The organism is Streptomyces atratus, assembly GCF_040655115.1.
GTDB lineage: Bacteria > Actinomycetota > Actinomycetes > Streptomycetales > Streptomycetaceae > Streptomyces > Streptomyces atratus_D.
This window is the reverse complement of record NZ_JBFAJH010000015.1, coordinates 112764-128851: the sequence shown is the minus strand read 5'-3', so window position 1 is coordinate 128851 and position 16088 is coordinate 112764. Positions and strand designations below refer to the sequence as shown.

The following is a 16088-nucleotide window of genomic DNA, read 5'->3' as shown; positions in this document are numbered from 1 at the left end:
GCCGACGGAACACCCCGACAGGGGAATGCAACGGTCAAGATCGGTGTTGGTGCCTGTCATGCCAGAATCTGCCGACCGACGCACCCGCATGCCCCTTGCCGTCGTAGTCCTAGGGGTAGCGGTCTTCGCCCTCGGCACGAGCGAGTTCATGCTCTCCGGGCTGCTGCCACCGATCGCCGACGACATGAACGTATCGATCCCCCGGGCCGGGCTCCTCATATCCGCCTTCGCCATCGGCATGGTGATCGGCGCGCCCCTCTTGGCCGTGGCCACGCTCCGGCTGCCGCGCCGCACCACCCTGATCGCGCTGATCTCGGTCTTCGGCCTCGGGCAGGTCGCGGGTGCGCTCGCTCCGACGTACGAGGTGCTCTTCGCCTCCCGTGTGGTGAGCGCCTTCGCGTGCGCCGGGTTCTGGGCGGTGGGGGCTGCGGTCGCCATCGCGATGGTGCCGGTGAACGCGCGGGCCAGAGCGATGGCCGTGATGATCGGCGGGCTGTCGATCGCGAACGTCCTCGGCGTACCGCTGGGGGCGTTCCTCGGTGAGAACCTCGGCTGGCGGTCGGCGTTCTGGGCGGTCGGCGCGGCGTCCGCCGTGGCACTCGTCGGTGTCGCGACGCTCATCCCCCGCATCCCGCTCCCTGAGGAGAGGCCACAGCTCAAGCGGGAGATGTCCATCTACCGTGACCGGCAGGTGTGGCTGTCGATCGTGATCACGGCGCTCGCGGCGGGCGGGGTCTTCTGCGCGTTCAGCTATCTGGCGCCGTTGCTGACGGATGTCGCCGGGCTGGATCCGGGCTGGGTGCCGACGGTTCTCGCGCTGTTCGGGATCGGGGCGCTGGTCGGTACGACGATCGGCGGCCGGGTCGCGGACGCGCACCTCTTCGGGGTGCTGATGAGCGGTATCGCGGCCTCGACGGTCTTCCTGGTCGCGCTGGCGCTGTTCGCGTCGAACCAGGTCGCCGCGGTCGGGCTCGCGTTCCTGCTGGGCCTGTCGGCGTTCTACACGGCCCCGGCGCTGAACGCCCGGATGTTCAACATCGCGGGCGCGGCCCCGACCCTGGCCGGCGCGACGACGACCGCCGCGTTCAACCTCGGCAACACGGGCGGCCCGTGGCTCGGCGGCACGGTGATCGACGCGGACTTCGGCTTCGAGGCGACGGCCTGGGCGGGCGCGGCGATGACGGTCCTGGCGCTGGTCGCCGTGGTGTTCTCGCTGCGACTGCACGGCGGGGGCCGCTCGCGCCGGGTGACCGGGTCGCCCGGCGTGACGTCGTCCGCGGACGTGGCAGTGGGTAGCTCCTCCGCCGCCTGACCCGGGTGGCTTCGGCGGTCGTTCAGCCGTCGGGCGCCCGGCCGGGTGCCGGGCGCCCCTTGGGGCGCCGCAGTCCCGCCTCCGTGAGCCGGCGGACGAGCTCCTTCGAACCGATCTCGACGGCCCCGGCCCGCACCGCGTCCGTGTACCGCGCTTCCGGTACGTCGTAGTGGTCCCGCTCGAACGCCTGCGGCGGACAGCCGATGGCGGCGGCGAACGCGTGCAGTTCGTCGAAGGACACGTCGCTGACCAGATGTGACCAGAATCGACCGTGACCCGGCCAGTCGGGCGGGTCGATATAAACCGTCACCGGCCCAGCACTCCGCTCAGCGCGCCCACGCGCGCCACCATCACGGTCGCCTTGGTGCAGACCCAGTGCGGGTCCGGGCCCAGCTCCGGTTCGACGTCGAGGGCGTGCGGGTCGCCCGCGTCGCACACGGGGCAGAGCGGCCAGCGGCCGTACCGTTCCAGCAGCGCGTCCTGGACGTCCTGGGCGACAAGGCCGACGACGTATTCCACGCCGTCCGGCCAGTGCTCGACCCACCAGCGCCGGTGCGTCACCGCGTCCTCGACGAGCGAGACGATCTCGGCCTCGGCGACGTCGCCCGCGGCGAGATCGGCCATGACCAGGGCGCGGGCGGTGTGCAGCACCTGCTCCAAACGGTTCAGCTCCATGCAGCCATTGTCACCCGAGTGCGGACAGGTCCTGCGTTGTGGCTGAGCGCTCCAGTTGGCCCGACGGGCCCTGGAGCGCTCACAGGAGGTGCTGGTGTACCGCTCCGGCGTCCGGTCAGCGGGTGGCGAGGAGCTCGAGCGTATCGATCACGCGGTTCGAGAAGCCCCACTCGTTGTCGTACCAGGCGACCACCTTGACGTGGCGCCCGTCGACCCGGGTAAGGGCCGAGTCGAAGATCGACGAAGCCGGATTGCCCGTGATGTCGGACGACACGAGCGGGTCGTCCGAGTACTCGAGTACCCCGGCGAGCGGCCCCTCCGCTGCGACGCGGTACGCAGCCAGCACCTCGTCGCGCGTCACGTCGCGGGTGACAGTTGTGTTGAGTTCGACGATCGAGCCCACCGGAACCGGCACGCGGATCGAGTCACCCGACAGCTTGCCGTCGAGGTTCGGCAGCACGAGGCCGATCGCCTTGGCGGCGCCCGTCGTGGTCGGCACGATGTTGACAGCGGCGGCACGGGCCCGGCGGGCGTCACGGTGCGGACCGTCGTGCAGGTTCTGCTCCTGGGTGTAGGCGTGCACCGTCGTCATGAAGCCGTGCTCGATGCCCGCGAGGCCGTCGAGCACCGCGGCCAGCGGTGCCAGCGCGTTGGTCGTGCACGAGGCGTTCGAGACGATGGTGTGCACGTCCGGGTCGTATGCATCCGTGTTGACCCCGAACGCGAGCGTGACGTCGGCGCCGTCCGACGGAGCACTGACGAGTACCTTCTTCGCGCCCGCGTCGAGGTGGCCGCGGGCGGCCTTGGCCGACGTGAAGCGGCCGGTCGCCTCGATCACGATGTCCACGCCGAGCTCGGCCCACGGCAGCTGCGCCGGTTCGCGCTCGGCGAGCACCGTGATGCGACGGCCGTCCACGACGAGGGTGTCCCCGTCGACGGCCACCGGGCGACCGAGCCGGCCGGCCGTCGTGTCGTAGGCGAGCAGCCGCGCGAGGGAGACGGGCTCCGCGAGGTCGTTGACGGCGACGACCTCGAGGTCGCTGTCGCGCTCGAGCAGCGCGCGGAACACGTTGCGTCCGATGCGGCCGAATCCGTTGATGGCGATGCGAGTCATGAATGGTGTCCCTTCGGTTCGCCATCAATCTCGCGTGCTGCGTCCGCCCGCGACAGCGGCATGATCGCCAGGGTTCAAAAGGATCTCGCCACGTGGCAGCGGGCTACTCTCCCTGGGTGAAGGTGCGCCGGTACTCGCTCGGCGTTGTGCCGAGGATCCGCTGAAAGTGCAACCGCAGATTGGCACCAGTGCCGAGACCGACGTCGGTGGCGATCTGCTCGACGCTCCGCTCCGAACGCTCGAGCAGTTCGCGGGCCAGGTCGACGCGGGCGCGCATGACCCACTGCATCGGCGTGTATCCCGTGTCCTCGACGAAGCGCCGCGAGAACGTGCGCGGCGACACCGCCGCATGCCGGGCGAGCGCCTCGAGGGTGAGGGGCCGGCCGAGCCGGTGAAGCGCCCACTCGCGGGTGGCGGCGAACCGCTCGCCGAGTGGCTCGGGCACGCTGCGTGGCACGTACTGCGCCTGACCGCCGCTGCGGTAGGGGGCCGCGACAAGGCGCCGGGCCGCATGGTTCGACGCGGCCACTCCGAGGTCGCCGCGCAGGATGTGCAGGCACAGGTCGATGCCCGAGGCGGCGCCGGCCGACGTCAGCACGCTGCCCTCGTCGACGAACAGAACGTTCTCGTCGACCTGAACGAGCGGATGCCGTGCCACCAGTGCCCGCGTGTAGTGCCAGTGCGTCGTGGCGCGCCTGCCGTCGAGCAGGCCCGTGGCGGCGAGCGCGAAGGCGCCCGTCGAGATGGCGGCGAGCCGCGCGCCCCGGGCATGGGCGGCGATCAGTGCGTCGAGGACGGCCTGCGGGGGGTCGTCGCGGTCCGGGAACCGGTAGCCGGGGACGAAGACGATGTCGGCCCACGCAAGTGCGTCGAGGCCGTGGGCGACGCCGTACGACAGGCCATCGCCGCCGGTCACGAGACCGGGTGCCGCCCCGCACACCCGCACCTCGTACGGCATGCTCGCGCGGGTCGCGAAAACCTGCGTGGGAATTCCGACATCGAGCGGCTTCGCACCTTCGAGCACGAGGACGGCGACGCGATACAGGCGGGAGGCTTGCACGAAAGAGAGGTTACGTGGGATGTGTCTTCGGTACGCCCACTGCGTGAGCCAGCAGATGACACCGGCGGGACCGTCTTCCCCGTCGCGGTCCACCGGCCGTCCCACCCTTCGCTGCGCCTCCAGCCGTTCTGAGAAGGACCGGCGAGCCGAGTCGGCCACTCACCACATGCGTCCGGTCACCCGACCCGGTCCCCGTTCCGTCAGAGGTCGGGGCCAAGAGGGTTGACGGACCGCAGGGTTGAAAATATCTTTCAAAGGTGACCAATGATCTGAAGGAAAGTTTCAGCGGTGATGCGCCGCCCGCTCCGGCCGCGCTCGCGGCCAAGGTGCGGACGCTCGCGCCGTCCATGACGCGCTCCATGCAGCGGGTCGCCGAGGCCGTAGCCGGTGACCCGGCCGGCTGCGCCGCCCTGACGGTCACCGGTCTCGCCGAGCTCACCGGCACCAGCGAGGCGACCGTGGTCCGCACGGCCCGTCTCCTCGGCTACCCCGGGTACCGGGATCTGCGCCTCGCCCTCGCCGGGCTCGCCGCCCATCAGCAGTCCGGCCGCGCCCCGGCCGTCACGGCGGACATAGCCGTCGACGACCCGATCGCCGACGTGGTCGCCAAGCTCGCCTTCGACGAGCAGCAGACCCTCGCGGACACGGCCGCCGGTCTCGACACGGTACAGCTCGGGGCCGCTGTCGCCGCCGCGTCGACCGCCCGCCGGATCGACATCTACGGTGTCGGTGCCTCCTCTCTCGTCGCCCAGGACCTGGGGCAGAAGCTGCTCCGTATCGGCCTGATCGCGCACGCGCACATGGACCCGCACCTGGCTGTCACCAACGCCGTGCAGCTCCGCTCCGGCGATGTGGCGATCGCGATCACCCACTCCGGCTCCACCGGTGACGTGATCGAGCCCCTTCGGGTGGCCTTCGACCGGGGCGCGACGACGATCGCGATCACCGGCCGCCCCGACGGTCCGGTGACGCAGTACGCGGACCACGTGCTGACCACGTCCACCGCCCGCGAGAGCGAGCTGCGCCCGGCCGCCATGTCGAGCCGGACGAGCCAGCTCCTCGTCGTGGACTGCCTGTTCATAGGGGTTGCCCAGCGGACGTACGAGACGGCGGCACCGGCGCTCGCCGCCTCGTACGAGGCACTGGCCCACCGCCACACCCCCCGCACCCGCTGACACACGAGCACCCGCACCCGCACCCGCACCCGCACCCGCACCCGCTGAACCGTACGAGCTACGAGATCGAGAAAGCAGAGCCGCTCTCCATGACCTCCACCACCGACGCCAACGCCGCGACGCCCGATCAGCCCTCCGAGTACGGGGAGCTGCGCGCCGAACTCGCCACCCTCACCACCGAGGCGTTCCGGCCCGAGCTCGCCGAGATCGACCGGCTGGCCACGCCGGAGATCGCCCGGATCATGAACGGCGAGGACCGGTCCGTCCCCTCAGCCGTCGCCGCCCGGCTGCCCGAGATCGCCGCCGCGATCGACGGCGTGGCCGCGCGCATGTCCCGCGGTGGCCGGCTGATCTACGCGGGCGCGGGCACCGCGGGCCGGCTCGGCGTCCTGGACGCCAGCGAGTGCCCGCCCACGTTCAACACCGACCCGTCCGAGGTGGTCGGTCTGATCGCGGGCGGCCCGTCCGCGATGGTGACGGCCGTCGAGGGCGCCGAGGACAGCAAGGAACTGGCCGCCGCCGACCTCGACGCACTGGGTCTCACCCCGGACGACACGGTGGTCGGCATCTCCGCCTCCGGCCGTACGCCGTACGCGATCGGGGCCGTCGAGCACGCCCGTGCGAAGGGCGCGCTGACCATCGGCCTGTCCTGCAACGCGGACTCGGCGCTCGGCGCCGCGGCCAAGCACCCCATCGAGGTCGTCGTCGGCCCGGAGCTCCTCACCGGCTCGACCCGCCTGAAGGCCGGCACGGCGCAGAAGCTCGTCCTCAACATGCTGTCGACGATCACGATGATCCGGCTCGGCAAGACGTACGGAAACCTCATGGTCGACGTCCGCGCCTCCAACGAGAAGCTGCGCGCCCGCTCCCGCCGGATCGTTTCTCTCGCCACCGGCGCGTCCGACGCGGAGATCGAAGCCGCGCTCGCCGCCACCGACGGCGAGGTGAAGAACGCGATCCTCGCCATCCTCGGCCAGGTCGACGGTCCGACCGCCGCCACGCTCCTGTCCGCCTCCGACGGCCACCTCCGCGCCGCCCTCGCGGCCGCACCACGCAGCACCTGACCTCGTCCGGGACACCGCTCCGCACCCACCGGTCACGGCGACCGGCATCCCGGCCGCCCCGACCACGGACCCACCGCAGGAACCGGCCCGCGCCTCCCCCCGTAACGCAACAGAGGGCGGCACCCGCACCGGGTGCCGCCCTCAGCCGTGCCCGGTCGCACCGGAAAGTCCCCCGTGGGAAGCGTCGTGCTCCCACCGGCGTCCCACGATCATGTGACGTACGCAGCGACCCTCCGCCGTGCGCCCGTCGGCGTTAACCCCCCGCTAACCCTCCGCGACCACGGCGCTGGCCGGTGGGTTTCTAGCGTCGCAGTGGAGGCGGCATCCCGGTCGGCTCCTTCGCTCGCGCAGAGGTGTTCCCCATGCGTCGTACCTTGTCAGCGGTGGTGACCGGCCTTGTGGTCGTCACCGGGGCCACGGCCTGTTCCTCCTCTTCTCCCTCCTCCGGTTCGTCCGGTTCCTCGCACTCGTCGTCCTCGACCACGGTCGCGCCTCCGAAGGAGGTGAATCCGGCCGGTGACATCCCCGACAATCAGGTGTACGTCGCGTGGTCGCCGTCCGGCGGCGGCTACACGGTGAAGGTGCCCGAGGGGTGGGCCCGCCAGCAGATGGGCGGGGCCACGGTGTTCAGCGACAAGTTCAACAGCGTCCGGATCGACCGGAGCCCGGCGGACAAGGCCCCCACGGTCCAGTCGGTCCGCTCGGTCGATCTGCCGGCCGTCCGGCGCAGCGCGAAGAACGTCACGGTGAGGAAGGTCAGCGCAGTGAAGCGCTCGGGCGGCGCCGCCGTGCTGGCCACCTTCCGGGCCGACTCGGCGCCCGACCAGGTGACCGGGAAGAGCGTGCGCCAGGATGTCGAGCGGTACGCGTTCTGGCAGAACGGCACCCAGGTCGTGCTGACCCTGTCCGGTGCCGTGGGAGCCGACAACGTCGATCCCTGGTACATCGTGACGGACTCCTTCCGGTGGGCGTGATGTCCGCGACCCGGCTCACCGCCGATTCCCTGTACCGGTTCTTCCGCGCGGGCGAGGAGGAGACGTTCGCGCTCCAGGGCGTGGGGCTCCAGGTCGAGAAGGGCGAGATCGTCGCGGTGACCGGCCCTTCCGGTTCCGGGAAGACCACGTTGCTGAGTTGTCTGGCCGGGCTCGACGAACCCGACGGCGGCACCGTGCACGTCGCCGGTGAACGCCTCTCCCACCAGCAGGAACACCTGCGCAGCCGGCTCCGTGCCCGCTACATCGGTGTGTTGTTCCAGTCCGGCAACCTGCTGGAACACCTCACGGTTCGCGACAACATCCGGCTGGTGCAGGGAATTTCGGGCGGCACGGACCGCCCCGGAGTGCACGAGCTGCTCCGGGACGTCGGCGTCGCCCCCCGTGCGGGCGCACTGCCCCGGCAGCTGTCGGGCGGTGAAGCCGCCCGCGCCGGGCTGGCCGTCGCACTGGCCAACAACCCGGCCGTTCTGCTGGCCGACGAGCTGACCGGCGAGGTCGACGGGGAGACGGAGCGCCGCGTCCTCGCGCTGCTGCGCGAACGCGCGCGTGCGGGCACGGCGATGGTGCTGGTCACCCACTCGCGCGCGGTGGCCGCCGTCGCCGACCGGGTGCTCCGGCTGCGTGACGGGAGGTGGGTGCGATGACCGTCCCCGGTCCCACGTCCGCGAAGCCGCTCGTCGTCTGCGTGGACGCGGCCCGTACCTACGGCTCGGGGCCGAACGCCGTCGTCGCCGTGCACGGGGCGAACTGCGTCGTCCCCGCCGGTGCGCGGATCGCCGTGGTCGGCTCCTCCGGCTCCGGCAAGTCGACCCTGCTGCATCTGATGGCGGGCCTCGACCGGCCCACGGCCGGTACGGTCGGCCACCCCGGGCTGACCACGGCCCCCGAAGGTGCCGCGGACATCCTGCAGGCCCGGGACATCGGGGTCGTCTTCCAGGGGCCCAGCCTGCTGCCGCCGCTCACCGCCCTGGAGAACATCTCCCTGCCCCTGCTCATCGACGGCCTCACGGCGGACGAGGCCGCCGACCGGGCGTCGGCCGCCCTGGCCGAGCTGGAACTCGGCACGCTGGCCGCCAAACTCCCGGACGAGATGTCCGCGGGTCAGGCGCAACGCGTCGCGGTCGCCCGGATGCTGGCCCGCAGGCCGCGGCTGATCCTGGCCGACGAGCCGACCGGCCAGCTCGACCGCGAGACCGCCCGGCACGTGCTGGAGGTGCTGCTGACGGCCGCCGACTCGCTCGGCGCGGCCGTCCTGATCACCACCCATGACGCCCGGGTGGCGGGCGCCCTCGACGAGCGCTGGCACATGGCCGACGGCCGTCTCGTACAGCCCGAAACCCCCGACCGGGAACGTGAGTTGCAATGATCGGAATCTGGCTCTCGGGCCTACTGCGGGTGCGCAGCGGACGCCTGATCGGGACGGCGCTCGGTGTCATGGTCGCCGTCGCGCTGCTCGCAGCGCTCGGCGGATTCCTGTCCACGACCCGCGCCACCATGACGTCCCAGTCGGTGCGTTCGGTGTCCGTGGACTGGCAGGTGCAGGTGGCCGCCGGCGCGGACGCGCAGCACGTGCTGTCCACCGTACGGGGCCTGCCCGGCACCAAGGCGGCCCTGCCGGTCGGGTACGCACAGACCGGTGGTCTGGGCGCGCACACCGGCGGAACGACACAGAACACCGGCGCGGGTTCGGTCCTCGGCCTGCCTCCCGGTTACGCCGCCACCTTCCCCGGCGAGATACGGCTGCTGGCCGGCCGGGAGCAGGGCGTGCTCCTCGCCCAGCAGACCGCCGCCAATCTGCACGCGGCCCCCGGTGACACGATCACCGTCGAGCGGGCGGGCGGGCTGCCGCCCGTGCCGGTGAAGGTGGCCGGTGTCGTCGATCTGCCGTTCGCCGACTCGTTGTTCCAGAAGGTGGGCGCCGCGCCCCAGTCGCAGCCCTCCGCACCGCCGGACAATGTCGTCCTGATGCCCCGGCAGACCTGGGACTCGGTCTTCGGTCCGCTCGCCTCGGCCCGCCCCGACCTGGTGCAGTCGCAGATCCACACCCTGCGCAACCACTCCCTGCCGTCCGACCCGGCCGCCGCCTACTCCACGGCCACCGGCAACGCACACCACGCCGAGGTGCGGCTCGCCGGTACCGGCCTCGTCGGCGACAATCTCGGTTCGGTCCTGGACGCCGCCCGGTCCGACGCTCTGTACGCACAGCTGCTTTTCCTCTTCCTCGGCGTGCCCGGGGCCGTGCTGGCCGCGGCCCTGACCTGGGCGGTCGCCCAGTCCGGTGCGGGCCGTCGCCGCAAGGAGCAGGCGCTGCTGCGGACGCGCGGTGCGACCGTCGGCCGGCTGATGGGCCTGGCCGGTGTGGAGGCGGCCGTGGTCGCGGTGCTCGGCGCGGCCGGTGGTCTGGGGCTGGCCGCGCTGGTGGACCGCTGGGCCTTCCACGGCACGGGCATTCCGCTGTCCTGGATGCTGATCGCGTGCGTCGTCGGCGCCCTCGTCGCGGCGGCGACCGTACTGGTGCCCGCCCGCTACGACGCCCGCCGGGCCACGATCGTCTCGGGGCGCACCGCGGTCGAGCGGCGTGCGGTGCCGCGTACCGCGTGGTGGGTGCTGGGACTCGGCCTGCTCGCCGGTTCGCTGGCCGTCTTCCGAGCCACGAGCGGCATCAACTACGCCTTTGTCCTGGCGCCCGAAGGCACCCCGACCCTGTCGGTCGACTACTGGGCGTTCGCCGGTCCCGCGCTGCTGTGGGCGGGCGGCGCGGTGGTGGTCGGGCTGCTGGTGGATCTGTTGCTGCGCCGCGGCAGGCCGGTTCTCGCCCGGCTGTTCCGCCCGGCGGCCGGGGTCCTGTCCGGCACGGTCGCGGCCGGCCTGTCCCGACAGCGCGGCACCGTGGTCCGCTCGGTGGTGCTGCTGGCACTGGCCTGCGCGTTCGCCGTGTCGACCGGCGTCTTCAACTCCACGTACCGCCAACAGGCGGCGGTGGACGCGGTGCTGACCAACGGCGCCGATGTCACGGTCACCCAGCCGGCCCTTACCGCGGCGGACACCGCGAAGCTGGCGGCGGTGCCGGGGGTACGACATGTGGAACCGCTCCAGCACCGGTTCGCCTATGTGGGCGCCGACTTGCAGGATCTGTACGGGGTACGGCCCGCGAGCATCGTGTCGGCGGGTCGGCTCCAGGACGCCTATTTCTCCGGCGGCACCGCACGGTCCCTGATGGACCGTCTGGCCCAGCGCCCGGACGGGCTGCTGGTCAGCGCGGAGACGGCGCACGACTTCCAGTTGCACCCCGGCGATCAGGTGCGGTTGCGCCTGACCGACGCGCGGACCGGCCGACTGCGTACGATCCCCTTCCACTTCCAGGGTGTCGTCAAGGAGTTCCCGACCGCCCCGAAGGACAGCTTCCTGATCGCCAACGCCTCGTACATCGCGCGTACGACGGGCAGCGGCGCCGCCGGGACGCTGCTCGCCGACACCGGTGGCACCGGCCAGCGTCAGGTGGCGGACCGGGCGAAGAAGGCGTTGGGCCCGAGCGCCCATGTCACGGATCTGCCGTCGTCGCAGGCCGTCGTCGGCTCCAGCCTGACCGCGGTCGATCTCGCCGGACTCACCCGGGTCGAGCTGGGCTTCGCCCTGGTGATCGGTGCGGCGGCGGGCGGTCTCGTCCTGGCCCTGGGCCTGGCCGAACGGCGTCGCACGCTGGCGCTGGCCTCGGTACTGGGGGCCAGGGGACGGCAATTGTCCGGGTTCGTGTGGAGCGAGGCGGCGCTGGTCGCGGTGGCGGGGGGCGCGGCCGGTGCGGTCGTGGGATGGGCCCTGTCGCAGATGCTGGTGAAGGTGCTCTCCGGGGTCTTCGACCCGCCCCCGGACCAGGTCGCGGTGCCGTGGGCGTATCTCGTCGCGCTGGCCGGCATCACCGTGGCCACGCTGGCGGCGGCGGCCTGGGCGGCGGCGCGGCACGCGCGCCGGCCTCCGCTGACCGAACTACGGGAGCTGTGAGGGATCTTGCTCCTCCACCGGTGATGCCGCCAGGAGCCAGGTGAACCGGGGCCGGGGCCGGGGCCGTGAGACGAACAGTCTCCCGCCCTCGGCCTCGGCCAGTGACCGGGCCAGCGCGAGGCCGATCCCATGGCCTCCGGCGGCCGGTCCGCCCGCCCGCGCGGCCTCACCGCCCGAGCGGCCTCCCTCACCGCCCCGCCGCTCGAAGACATCGTCCGTACCCGCTTCCGGGATGCCGTCCCCCTCGTCCTCGACATCGACGGCGACGACCCCGGCCGTCTCCTTCGCGTGCACGGCCACCGTGCCGCGGCCGTGTGTCACCGCGTTGGAGAGCATGACGTCGAGGATCTGCCGGGCGGCCCGCCGCGAGCCGAGCGCCTGCGGCAGCGCGTCGTCGATCCCGATCTCAAGGCGCCGCCCCTGTGCGGCGAGCGGCCCGTGCCAGTCCTCCTCGGCACGGGCGAGCAGGGCCGCGAGGTCGAGCGGCGCCCGTTCGGGTACGTCCCTGGCGAGGGCGAGCAGATCGTCCAGGGTGGTTTCCATGCGTTCGAGCTGTGCCAGGGCCGAGCGGACGGCCGCGCGTGACCCACCCGCACCGGCACCGCCCTCCACGTCAGCGTCCGGACCGGCCGCGAGGGACATCTCCAGTTCCAGTCGTACGCCGGTCAGTGCCGTACGCAGCTGATGCGAGGCGTCCGCACTGAACGCCCGCTCCCGGCGCAGGAGTTCATCGATACGGGCAGCGGCCCGCGCCAGCGCGTGGCCGACCGCGTCCGGCTCCGGAAGCCCGGACGGCTCCGCCCTGGCCGTCAGATCGCCGCCCTCCATCTCCCGGGCGACCCCGGCCAGCTCCTCCAGCGGGCGGGCCAGCCGCCTGCTCGACCGTACGGCCAGCAGTGCGCCGCCACCCACCGCGACCGCCGCCGGTGCCAGCATTCCGGCCCAGGTCAGCGCGGCCCGTCGCAGGGGCTCGGAGGCCGGTGAGGCGACCCGTACGATCGCCCGCACCTGCTCCGATCCCCCCACGGGAACGGCCACGACCAGGCTGTCGCCGATCTCCCGGGTGACGCCCCGGCCCGCCTCCGCCTCCCGTACCGGGGCATCACCCGCGCCCGGACCCGTCCCGAGGATGCGGTGGGCGTCGGGCCCGTACACCGCGATGTCCGTACCGGACTCGACGGGCGGCAGCTCGATCGGGTCGCCCGTGGCGGTGATCCGCTCGGGCAGGCTGAGCGCGACCTGTTCGCCCAGCGACTGCGCCTCCCGCTCCTCGTCCTGCTGGTACAGCCGCAGCGCCGCGTAACCGAGCGGCAGCGCGAAGAGGAGCACCGCGCACGCCACGGCGAGCACGGTCGCTCTCAGAATGCGACGCCGCACGGCACACGCCCTTTCTCATGACCGGACTACGGTCGCGGCCCGGTGGGGTCCTCCAGCCGGTACCCGAACTGCCGCAGCGTCGTGATGCGCACCTGGTCACCGAGCTTGCGGCGGAGGGCGGCCACATGGACGTCGAGGGTCTTGGTGGGGCCGAACCAGTTCTCGTCCCACACGTCGCTCATCAGATCCTCCCGGCTCACCGCCTGCCCCGGGCGGACCGCGAGCCGCACCAGCAGGTCGAATTCGCGGGGCCTGAGTTCCACCTCGCCGGCCGGGGCGGTACAGCGCCGCGCCGACCGGTCGATCACCAGCGCCCCGACACGGAGATGGGGTGCACTGCCGTTCGTGTGGGGCGCCGCGCGCCGCAGATGGGCGGTGACCCGTGCCTGGAGTTCGGCGAGCCGGAACGGCTTGGTCAGGTAGTCGTCGGCGCCGCACTCCAGCGCCTGGATGACATCCATCTCCCCCGTACGGGCGGTCAGCACGACCAGCACCGCGTCCGGCGCCCGCTCACGAAGTCTGCGGCAGAGGTCGAAACCGTCGATGTCCGGCAGCCCCAGATCGACGAGAAAGAGATCGGCGGCGGGCCGCCGCTCCGTGACGGCGAGGGCGCTCGCCCCGTCGGGGCACCACTGGCTGTCGTGGCCCAGCACCCGGAGGGTGGCGACCAGTCGGCCGCCGATCGCCGGGTCGTCCTCGATGACTACGATGCGCGCCACCCCGTCACGCTACCGCGACCGGGCGGCGCCGGTCCGTCCCAGGGAGCGGACGAAGGCATGGCGGGAGCGGGCCAGCAGCATCGGGGCCGGGCGATGAGTCGGGGCAGGAGCCGGGCGGTTCCGGACTGCCAGTGAATCCACTCGGTCGCCCCGCCCTTGGCGGTGATCTTCCCGCGTTTGTCCTGCGGGTACAGGTCTTCCACGTTCAGGCACAGCACCTCATCGGCCCGTGCGGCGGACTCGTAGAGCATCTTCCACTGCGTCTTCTCCCGCAGGGCGACGTCCAGGCGCCACAGGGCGGCGATCTGGTTCTGCGCCAGGGCCTTGGTGCGGTCGGGCGGTGCCGGCCGCCGCTCGATGCCGATCGCCGGGTCGCCTTCGATCCAGCCCTGGCGCCGCCACCAGCCGATCGCCTTGTGGGCGATGGACAGTTCCCGGTTGACGGTGTCGGCGTCCATCTCGTCCGCCCGCGCCGCCGCCAGCTCGGCCAGCATCTCCGGCAGTGCCGGGTCGTCGATCGCGGCGACGGGGCACACGATCATCAGCCTGGCCGCGGCTGAAGCCGAGCCGCTCCTATGACCGCGGTGTGCTGTCCGAGCGCCACGTGGTGAGACGAGGGTGCCCCGGCAGCTCGGCGCGGCCGGTGGCCCACAGCAGGGTGAGCCAGGGATCCCCGGCGCCCGGAGCCTCGGGAAACAGACGGGCGAGCACCCGCGAGCAGAGAGCGGAGGGCGGGGTCCAGGCAAGCCCGAAGCCTTCCGCCAGATCGTGCATGTGTACCAACGTCTCTTGCAACGCCAACGCCGCGAAGCCTTCGGGGTCCGACACCCCGGCGGCGTGGTGGGCGCGGACCCGGGGCGGCGTGGTACGCACCATGGCGACCAGCAGCGCGCCGCACGCCTCCAGCACCTGCACCAGGCCGGCCGGACCCGCATCACGGTCCGCGAAGAGGAAGACCGCGGGTCCGTCCGGCCTCTTCTGGCTCAACGCGAAAGGCACATGGGTGTCCAGCGGCGGGCTCTGCGGCCCCAGCTGCACGGCGTAGTAGAACAGGTCGTTGGCGAGGTGCTCGGCGGTCTCCCAGCAGTCCCACTCCAGCGAACCGGCCTTACTGCCCCACGCCTCCGGGGGTGCGTCCCGAAGGATGCCCACGGCGAGCCGCACGGCAAGGTCGACGTCGTCCGCGGTGACGGGAGACAAGACTGATCCGGTTTCGACTGATCGAGACATGGCAGCACCGTATCGCGAGGGAAGAGGGCAACCCCTTCCAGCTAGTGCGCTCACCCATCCATCGTGGTCACATCCTCGAATGGCGGCAAGGACACGGATATGACGATTCCCGCCACTGCCTGGCGGCCAGGGACGGGGATGCGCTCTCCCCGTGGCTTGGTCAGCTTTCACCACTCACGAACGGGACCAGGCCGACGACAGCGCGGCCCCGCTCGTCGAAGTCCACCAGGTCCCGCAGGTCGAGCCCCCCGGGCCAACTCCAGTCACCCATCGGCGTGCCGGTGACGTACAGGTGCAGGACCTTGTGGCCGACGCCCTCGTCGTCGAAGTCGGCGCGCTCGGCTGTGTACAGCCACCGGCCCGTGCGTAGATGGCCTCGCCTCTGTTTCCCTTCCGGCCGCGCTCGGCATCAAGCGGCCTGACCAAGGCCGGTGGCGGTCAGGTCCTGCTCGCGCAGCGGACGGCACCGTCCTGCGCCACATCGCGCCGGGTCCGGGTCAGGAAGACGACCAGGCCGAGGATGACGACGAGGAACAGGATGCTGGTGCCGACCGTGCCCAGCCCCAGCCCGCCGTCCGCCGTGGGCTGCGACAGGTAGTCGCCCAGCGAGGCGCCGAGCGGCCGGGTCAGGACGTACGCGATCCAGAACGACCACACCGCGTTGAAGTCCAGCGTGCGGTGCGCGAGCGCCACGGCCGCGATCAGCGCGGCGAACACCACCGCGGAGAGCCAGTACCCCAGGTTCAGCTTCTCCGCCGTGAGGTCGCCCGCGGACGTGCCCAGTGCGAACGTGAACAGGATCGCCAGCCAGTAGAACGCCTCACGGCGCGTCGTCCGGATCGAGTGGATGGACAGCGTCCGCTCGCTCGCGTACCAGGCGAAGAACGTGACGGCGAGCGCCACCGCGAACACCAAGGTCGTGGTCTGGAGCGGAACCCCGAGGTTGTCGGTCAGGTTGTCGCTGATCAGCGTGCCGACGACGCTGATCAGGACCACGGTCAGCCAGTACAGGCCCGGCACATACCGACGCGCCCGGAACTGGTAGAACAGGGTCACGACCAGCAGCGCACTCATCAGGTACGAGGTGTTGGTCAGTCCCATGCCCAGATTGGCGTTGAGCAGGTCGGCCGCGGTCTCGCCCACGGTGGTGCACAGCACCTTGATCACCCAGAAGTAGAGGGTCACTTCCGGGACCTTGTTCAGCATCTGCCGCGCCCGGGAGCGCGTGCCCGGCGTATACGTGTCCGTCGTGTCGGTTGTCATGGAATCGCACGCTGGCAGGGCCTCCCTGAAATTTTCCTGACTGCGCACGGCACCCGACCTGCCACCGATTGCGCCTTCGTGTAGCCATTGCATTACATTGCGCGA

General features: G+C 71.8%; 17 protein-coding genes. 8 read left to right on the top strand and 9 right to left on the bottom strand.

The window, feature by feature from the left end:
• Nucleotides 1–88 precede the first annotated feature (88 nt).
• A complete protein-coding gene (locus AB0I23_RS19100) occupies nt 89–1312 on the top strand; it encodes a Cmx/CmrA family chloramphenicol efflux MFS transporter (RefSeq protein ID WP_359110644.1) in 1224 nt (407 codons plus the stop codon).
• A gap of 22 nt (nt 1313–1334) precedes the next feature.
• Here AB0I23_RS19100 and AB0I23_RS19095 read toward each other — a convergent pair whose 3' ends face one another.
• From AB0I23_RS19095 to AB0I23_RS19080, 4 genes are all read right to left on the bottom strand, one after another.
• Nucleotides 1335–1622, bottom strand: coding sequence for a DUF4031 domain-containing protein (locus AB0I23_RS19095; RefSeq protein WP_359110610.1), 288 nt, complete (start codon nt 1620–1622; stop codon nt 1335–1337).
• On the bottom strand, nt 1619–1987 hold the full coding sequence (locus tag AB0I23_RS19090; RefSeq protein ID WP_359110608.1) for a hypothetical protein: 369 nt from the start codon (nt 1985–1987) through the stop codon (nt 1619–1621). Before AB0I23_RS19090 ends, AB0I23_RS19095 begins: the two co-directional genes overlap by 4 nt.
• Before the next feature lie 115 nt (nt 1988–2102).
• Complete coding sequence (gene gap / locus AB0I23_RS19085; RefSeq protein WP_359110606.1) at nt 2103–3101, bottom strand: type I glyceraldehyde-3-phosphate dehydrogenase; 999 nt, start codon at nt 3099–3101, stop codon at nt 2103–2105.
• 103 nt (nt 3102–3204) lie between these two features.
• Nucleotides 3205–4161, bottom strand: a complete 957-nt coding sequence (locus AB0I23_RS19080) for a GlxA family transcriptional regulator (protein WP_359110604.1) — start codon at nt 4159–4161, stop codon at nt 3205–3207.
• Nucleotides 4162–4418: 257 nt separating this feature from the next.
• On the opposite strand from AB0I23_RS19080, the gene AB0I23_RS19075 reads away from it, so the two are divergent.
• From AB0I23_RS19075 to AB0I23_RS19050, 6 genes are all read left to right on the top strand, one after another.
• A complete protein-coding gene (locus AB0I23_RS19075) occupies nt 4419–5336 on the top strand; it encodes a MurR/RpiR family transcriptional regulator (RefSeq protein ID WP_359110603.1) in 918 nt (305 codons plus the stop codon).
• 89 nt (nt 5337–5425) lie between these two features.
• Complete coding sequence (gene murQ, locus AB0I23_RS19070) at nt 5426–6400, top strand: N-acetylmuramic acid 6-phosphate etherase (RefSeq protein WP_359110601.1); 975 nt, start codon at nt 5426–5428, stop codon at nt 6398–6400.
• 362 nt (nt 6401–6762) lie between these two features.
• Nucleotides 6763–7374 carry a hypothetical protein gene (locus AB0I23_RS19065; RefSeq protein ID WP_359110599.1) on the top strand — a complete coding sequence of 204 codons (612 nt, stop codon included), beginning with the start codon at nt 6763–6765 and terminating at the stop codon, nt 7372–7374.
• On the top strand, nt 7374–8039 hold the full coding sequence (locus AB0I23_RS19060) for an ABC transporter ATP-binding protein (RefSeq protein WP_359110598.1): 666 nt from the start codon (nt 7374–7376) through the stop codon (nt 8037–8039). Before AB0I23_RS19065 ends, AB0I23_RS19060 begins: the two co-directional genes overlap by 1 nt.
• A complete protein-coding gene (locus tag AB0I23_RS19055; protein ID WP_359110596.1) occupies nt 8036–8761 on the top strand; it encodes an ABC transporter ATP-binding protein in 726 nt (241 codons plus the stop codon). The genes AB0I23_RS19060 and AB0I23_RS19055 overlap by 4 nt, the downstream gene beginning before the upstream one ends.
• Entirely contained in the window at nt 8758–11394 is a 2637-nt protein-coding gene (locus AB0I23_RS19050) for an ABC transporter permease (RefSeq protein WP_359110594.1), read from the top strand. Before AB0I23_RS19055 ends, AB0I23_RS19050 begins: the two co-directional genes overlap by 4 nt.
• Here AB0I23_RS19050 and AB0I23_RS19045 read toward each other — a convergent pair.
• The 4 genes from AB0I23_RS19045 to AB0I23_RS19030 are packed head-to-tail and all read right to left on the bottom strand — an operon-like array spanning nt 11380 to nt 14720.
• Complete coding sequence (locus tag AB0I23_RS19045) at nt 11380–12771, bottom strand: ATP-binding protein (RefSeq protein WP_359110592.1); 1392 nt, start codon at nt 12769–12771, stop codon at nt 11380–11382. The genes AB0I23_RS19050 and AB0I23_RS19045 overlap by 15 nt on opposite strands.
• A gap of 26 nt (nt 12772–12797) precedes the next feature.
• Nucleotides 12798–13490, bottom strand: a complete 693-nt coding sequence (locus tag AB0I23_RS19040; RefSeq protein ID WP_359110590.1) for a response regulator transcription factor — start codon at nt 13488–13490, stop codon at nt 12798–12800.
• Nucleotides 13475–14026: a hypothetical protein gene (locus AB0I23_RS19035; protein WP_359110588.1), complete on the bottom strand. Its 552-nt coding sequence runs from the start codon at nt 14024–14026 to the stop codon at nt 13475–13477. The genes AB0I23_RS19040 and AB0I23_RS19035 overlap by 16 nt, the downstream gene beginning before the upstream one ends.
• 37 nt (nt 14027–14063) lie before the next feature.
• Complete coding sequence (locus tag AB0I23_RS19030) at nt 14064–14720, bottom strand: hypothetical protein (RefSeq protein ID WP_359110586.1); 657 nt, start codon at nt 14718–14720, stop codon at nt 14064–14066.
• A 151-nt stretch (nt 14721–14871) separates the two neighbouring features.
• On the opposite strand from AB0I23_RS19030, the gene AB0I23_RS19025 reads away from it, so the two are divergent.
• On the top strand, nt 14872–15090 hold the full coding sequence (locus AB0I23_RS19025; protein ID WP_359110585.1) for a hypothetical protein: 219 nt from the start codon (nt 14872–14874) through the stop codon (nt 15088–15090).
• 68 nt (nt 15091–15158) lie between these two features.
• On the opposite strand, the gene AB0I23_RS19020 is transcribed toward AB0I23_RS19025, so the two are convergent.
• Nucleotides 15159–15983: a COG4705 family protein gene (locus AB0I23_RS19020; RefSeq protein ID WP_359110583.1), complete on the bottom strand. Its 825-nt coding sequence runs from the start codon at nt 15981–15983 to the stop codon at nt 15159–15161.
• Nucleotides 15984–16088 lie beyond the last annotated feature (105 nt).

Coding starts and splice junctions, on each gene's coding strand:
- AB0I23_RS19055 (WP_359110596.1), top strand. CDS start 8,036: ATGACCGTCCCCGGTCCCACGTCCGCGAAGCCGCTCGTCGTCTGCGTG.
- gap (WP_359110606.1), bottom strand. CDS start 3,101: ATGACTCGCATCGCCATCAACGGATTCGGCCGCATCGGACGCAACGTG.
- murQ (WP_359110601.1), top strand. CDS start 5,426: ATGACCTCCACCACCGACGCCAACGCCGCGACGCCCGATCAGCCCTCC.
- AB0I23_RS19060 (WP_359110598.1), top strand. CDS start 7,374: ATGTCCGCGACCCGGCTCACCGCCGATTCCCTGTACCGGTTCTTCCGC.
- AB0I23_RS19100 (WP_359110644.1), top strand. CDS start 89: ATGCCCCTTGCCGTCGTAGTCCTAGGGGTAGCGGTCTTCGCCCTCGGC.
- AB0I23_RS19065 (WP_359110599.1), top strand. CDS start 6,763: ATGCGTCGTACCTTGTCAGCGGTGGTGACCGGCCTTGTGGTCGTCACC.
- AB0I23_RS19090 (WP_359110608.1), bottom strand. CDS start 1,987: ATGGAGCTGAACCGTTTGGAGCAGGTGCTGCACACCGCCCGCGCCCTG.
- AB0I23_RS19020 (WP_359110583.1), bottom strand. CDS start 15,983: ATGACAACCGACACGACGGACACGTATACGCCGGGCACGCGCTCCCGG.
- AB0I23_RS19050 (WP_359110594.1), top strand. CDS start 8,758: ATGATCGGAATCTGGCTCTCGGGCCTACTGCGGGTGCGCAGCGGACGC.
- AB0I23_RS19030 (WP_359110586.1), bottom strand. CDS start 14,720: ATGTCTCGATCAGTCGAAACCGGATCAGTCTTGTCTCCCGTCACCGCG.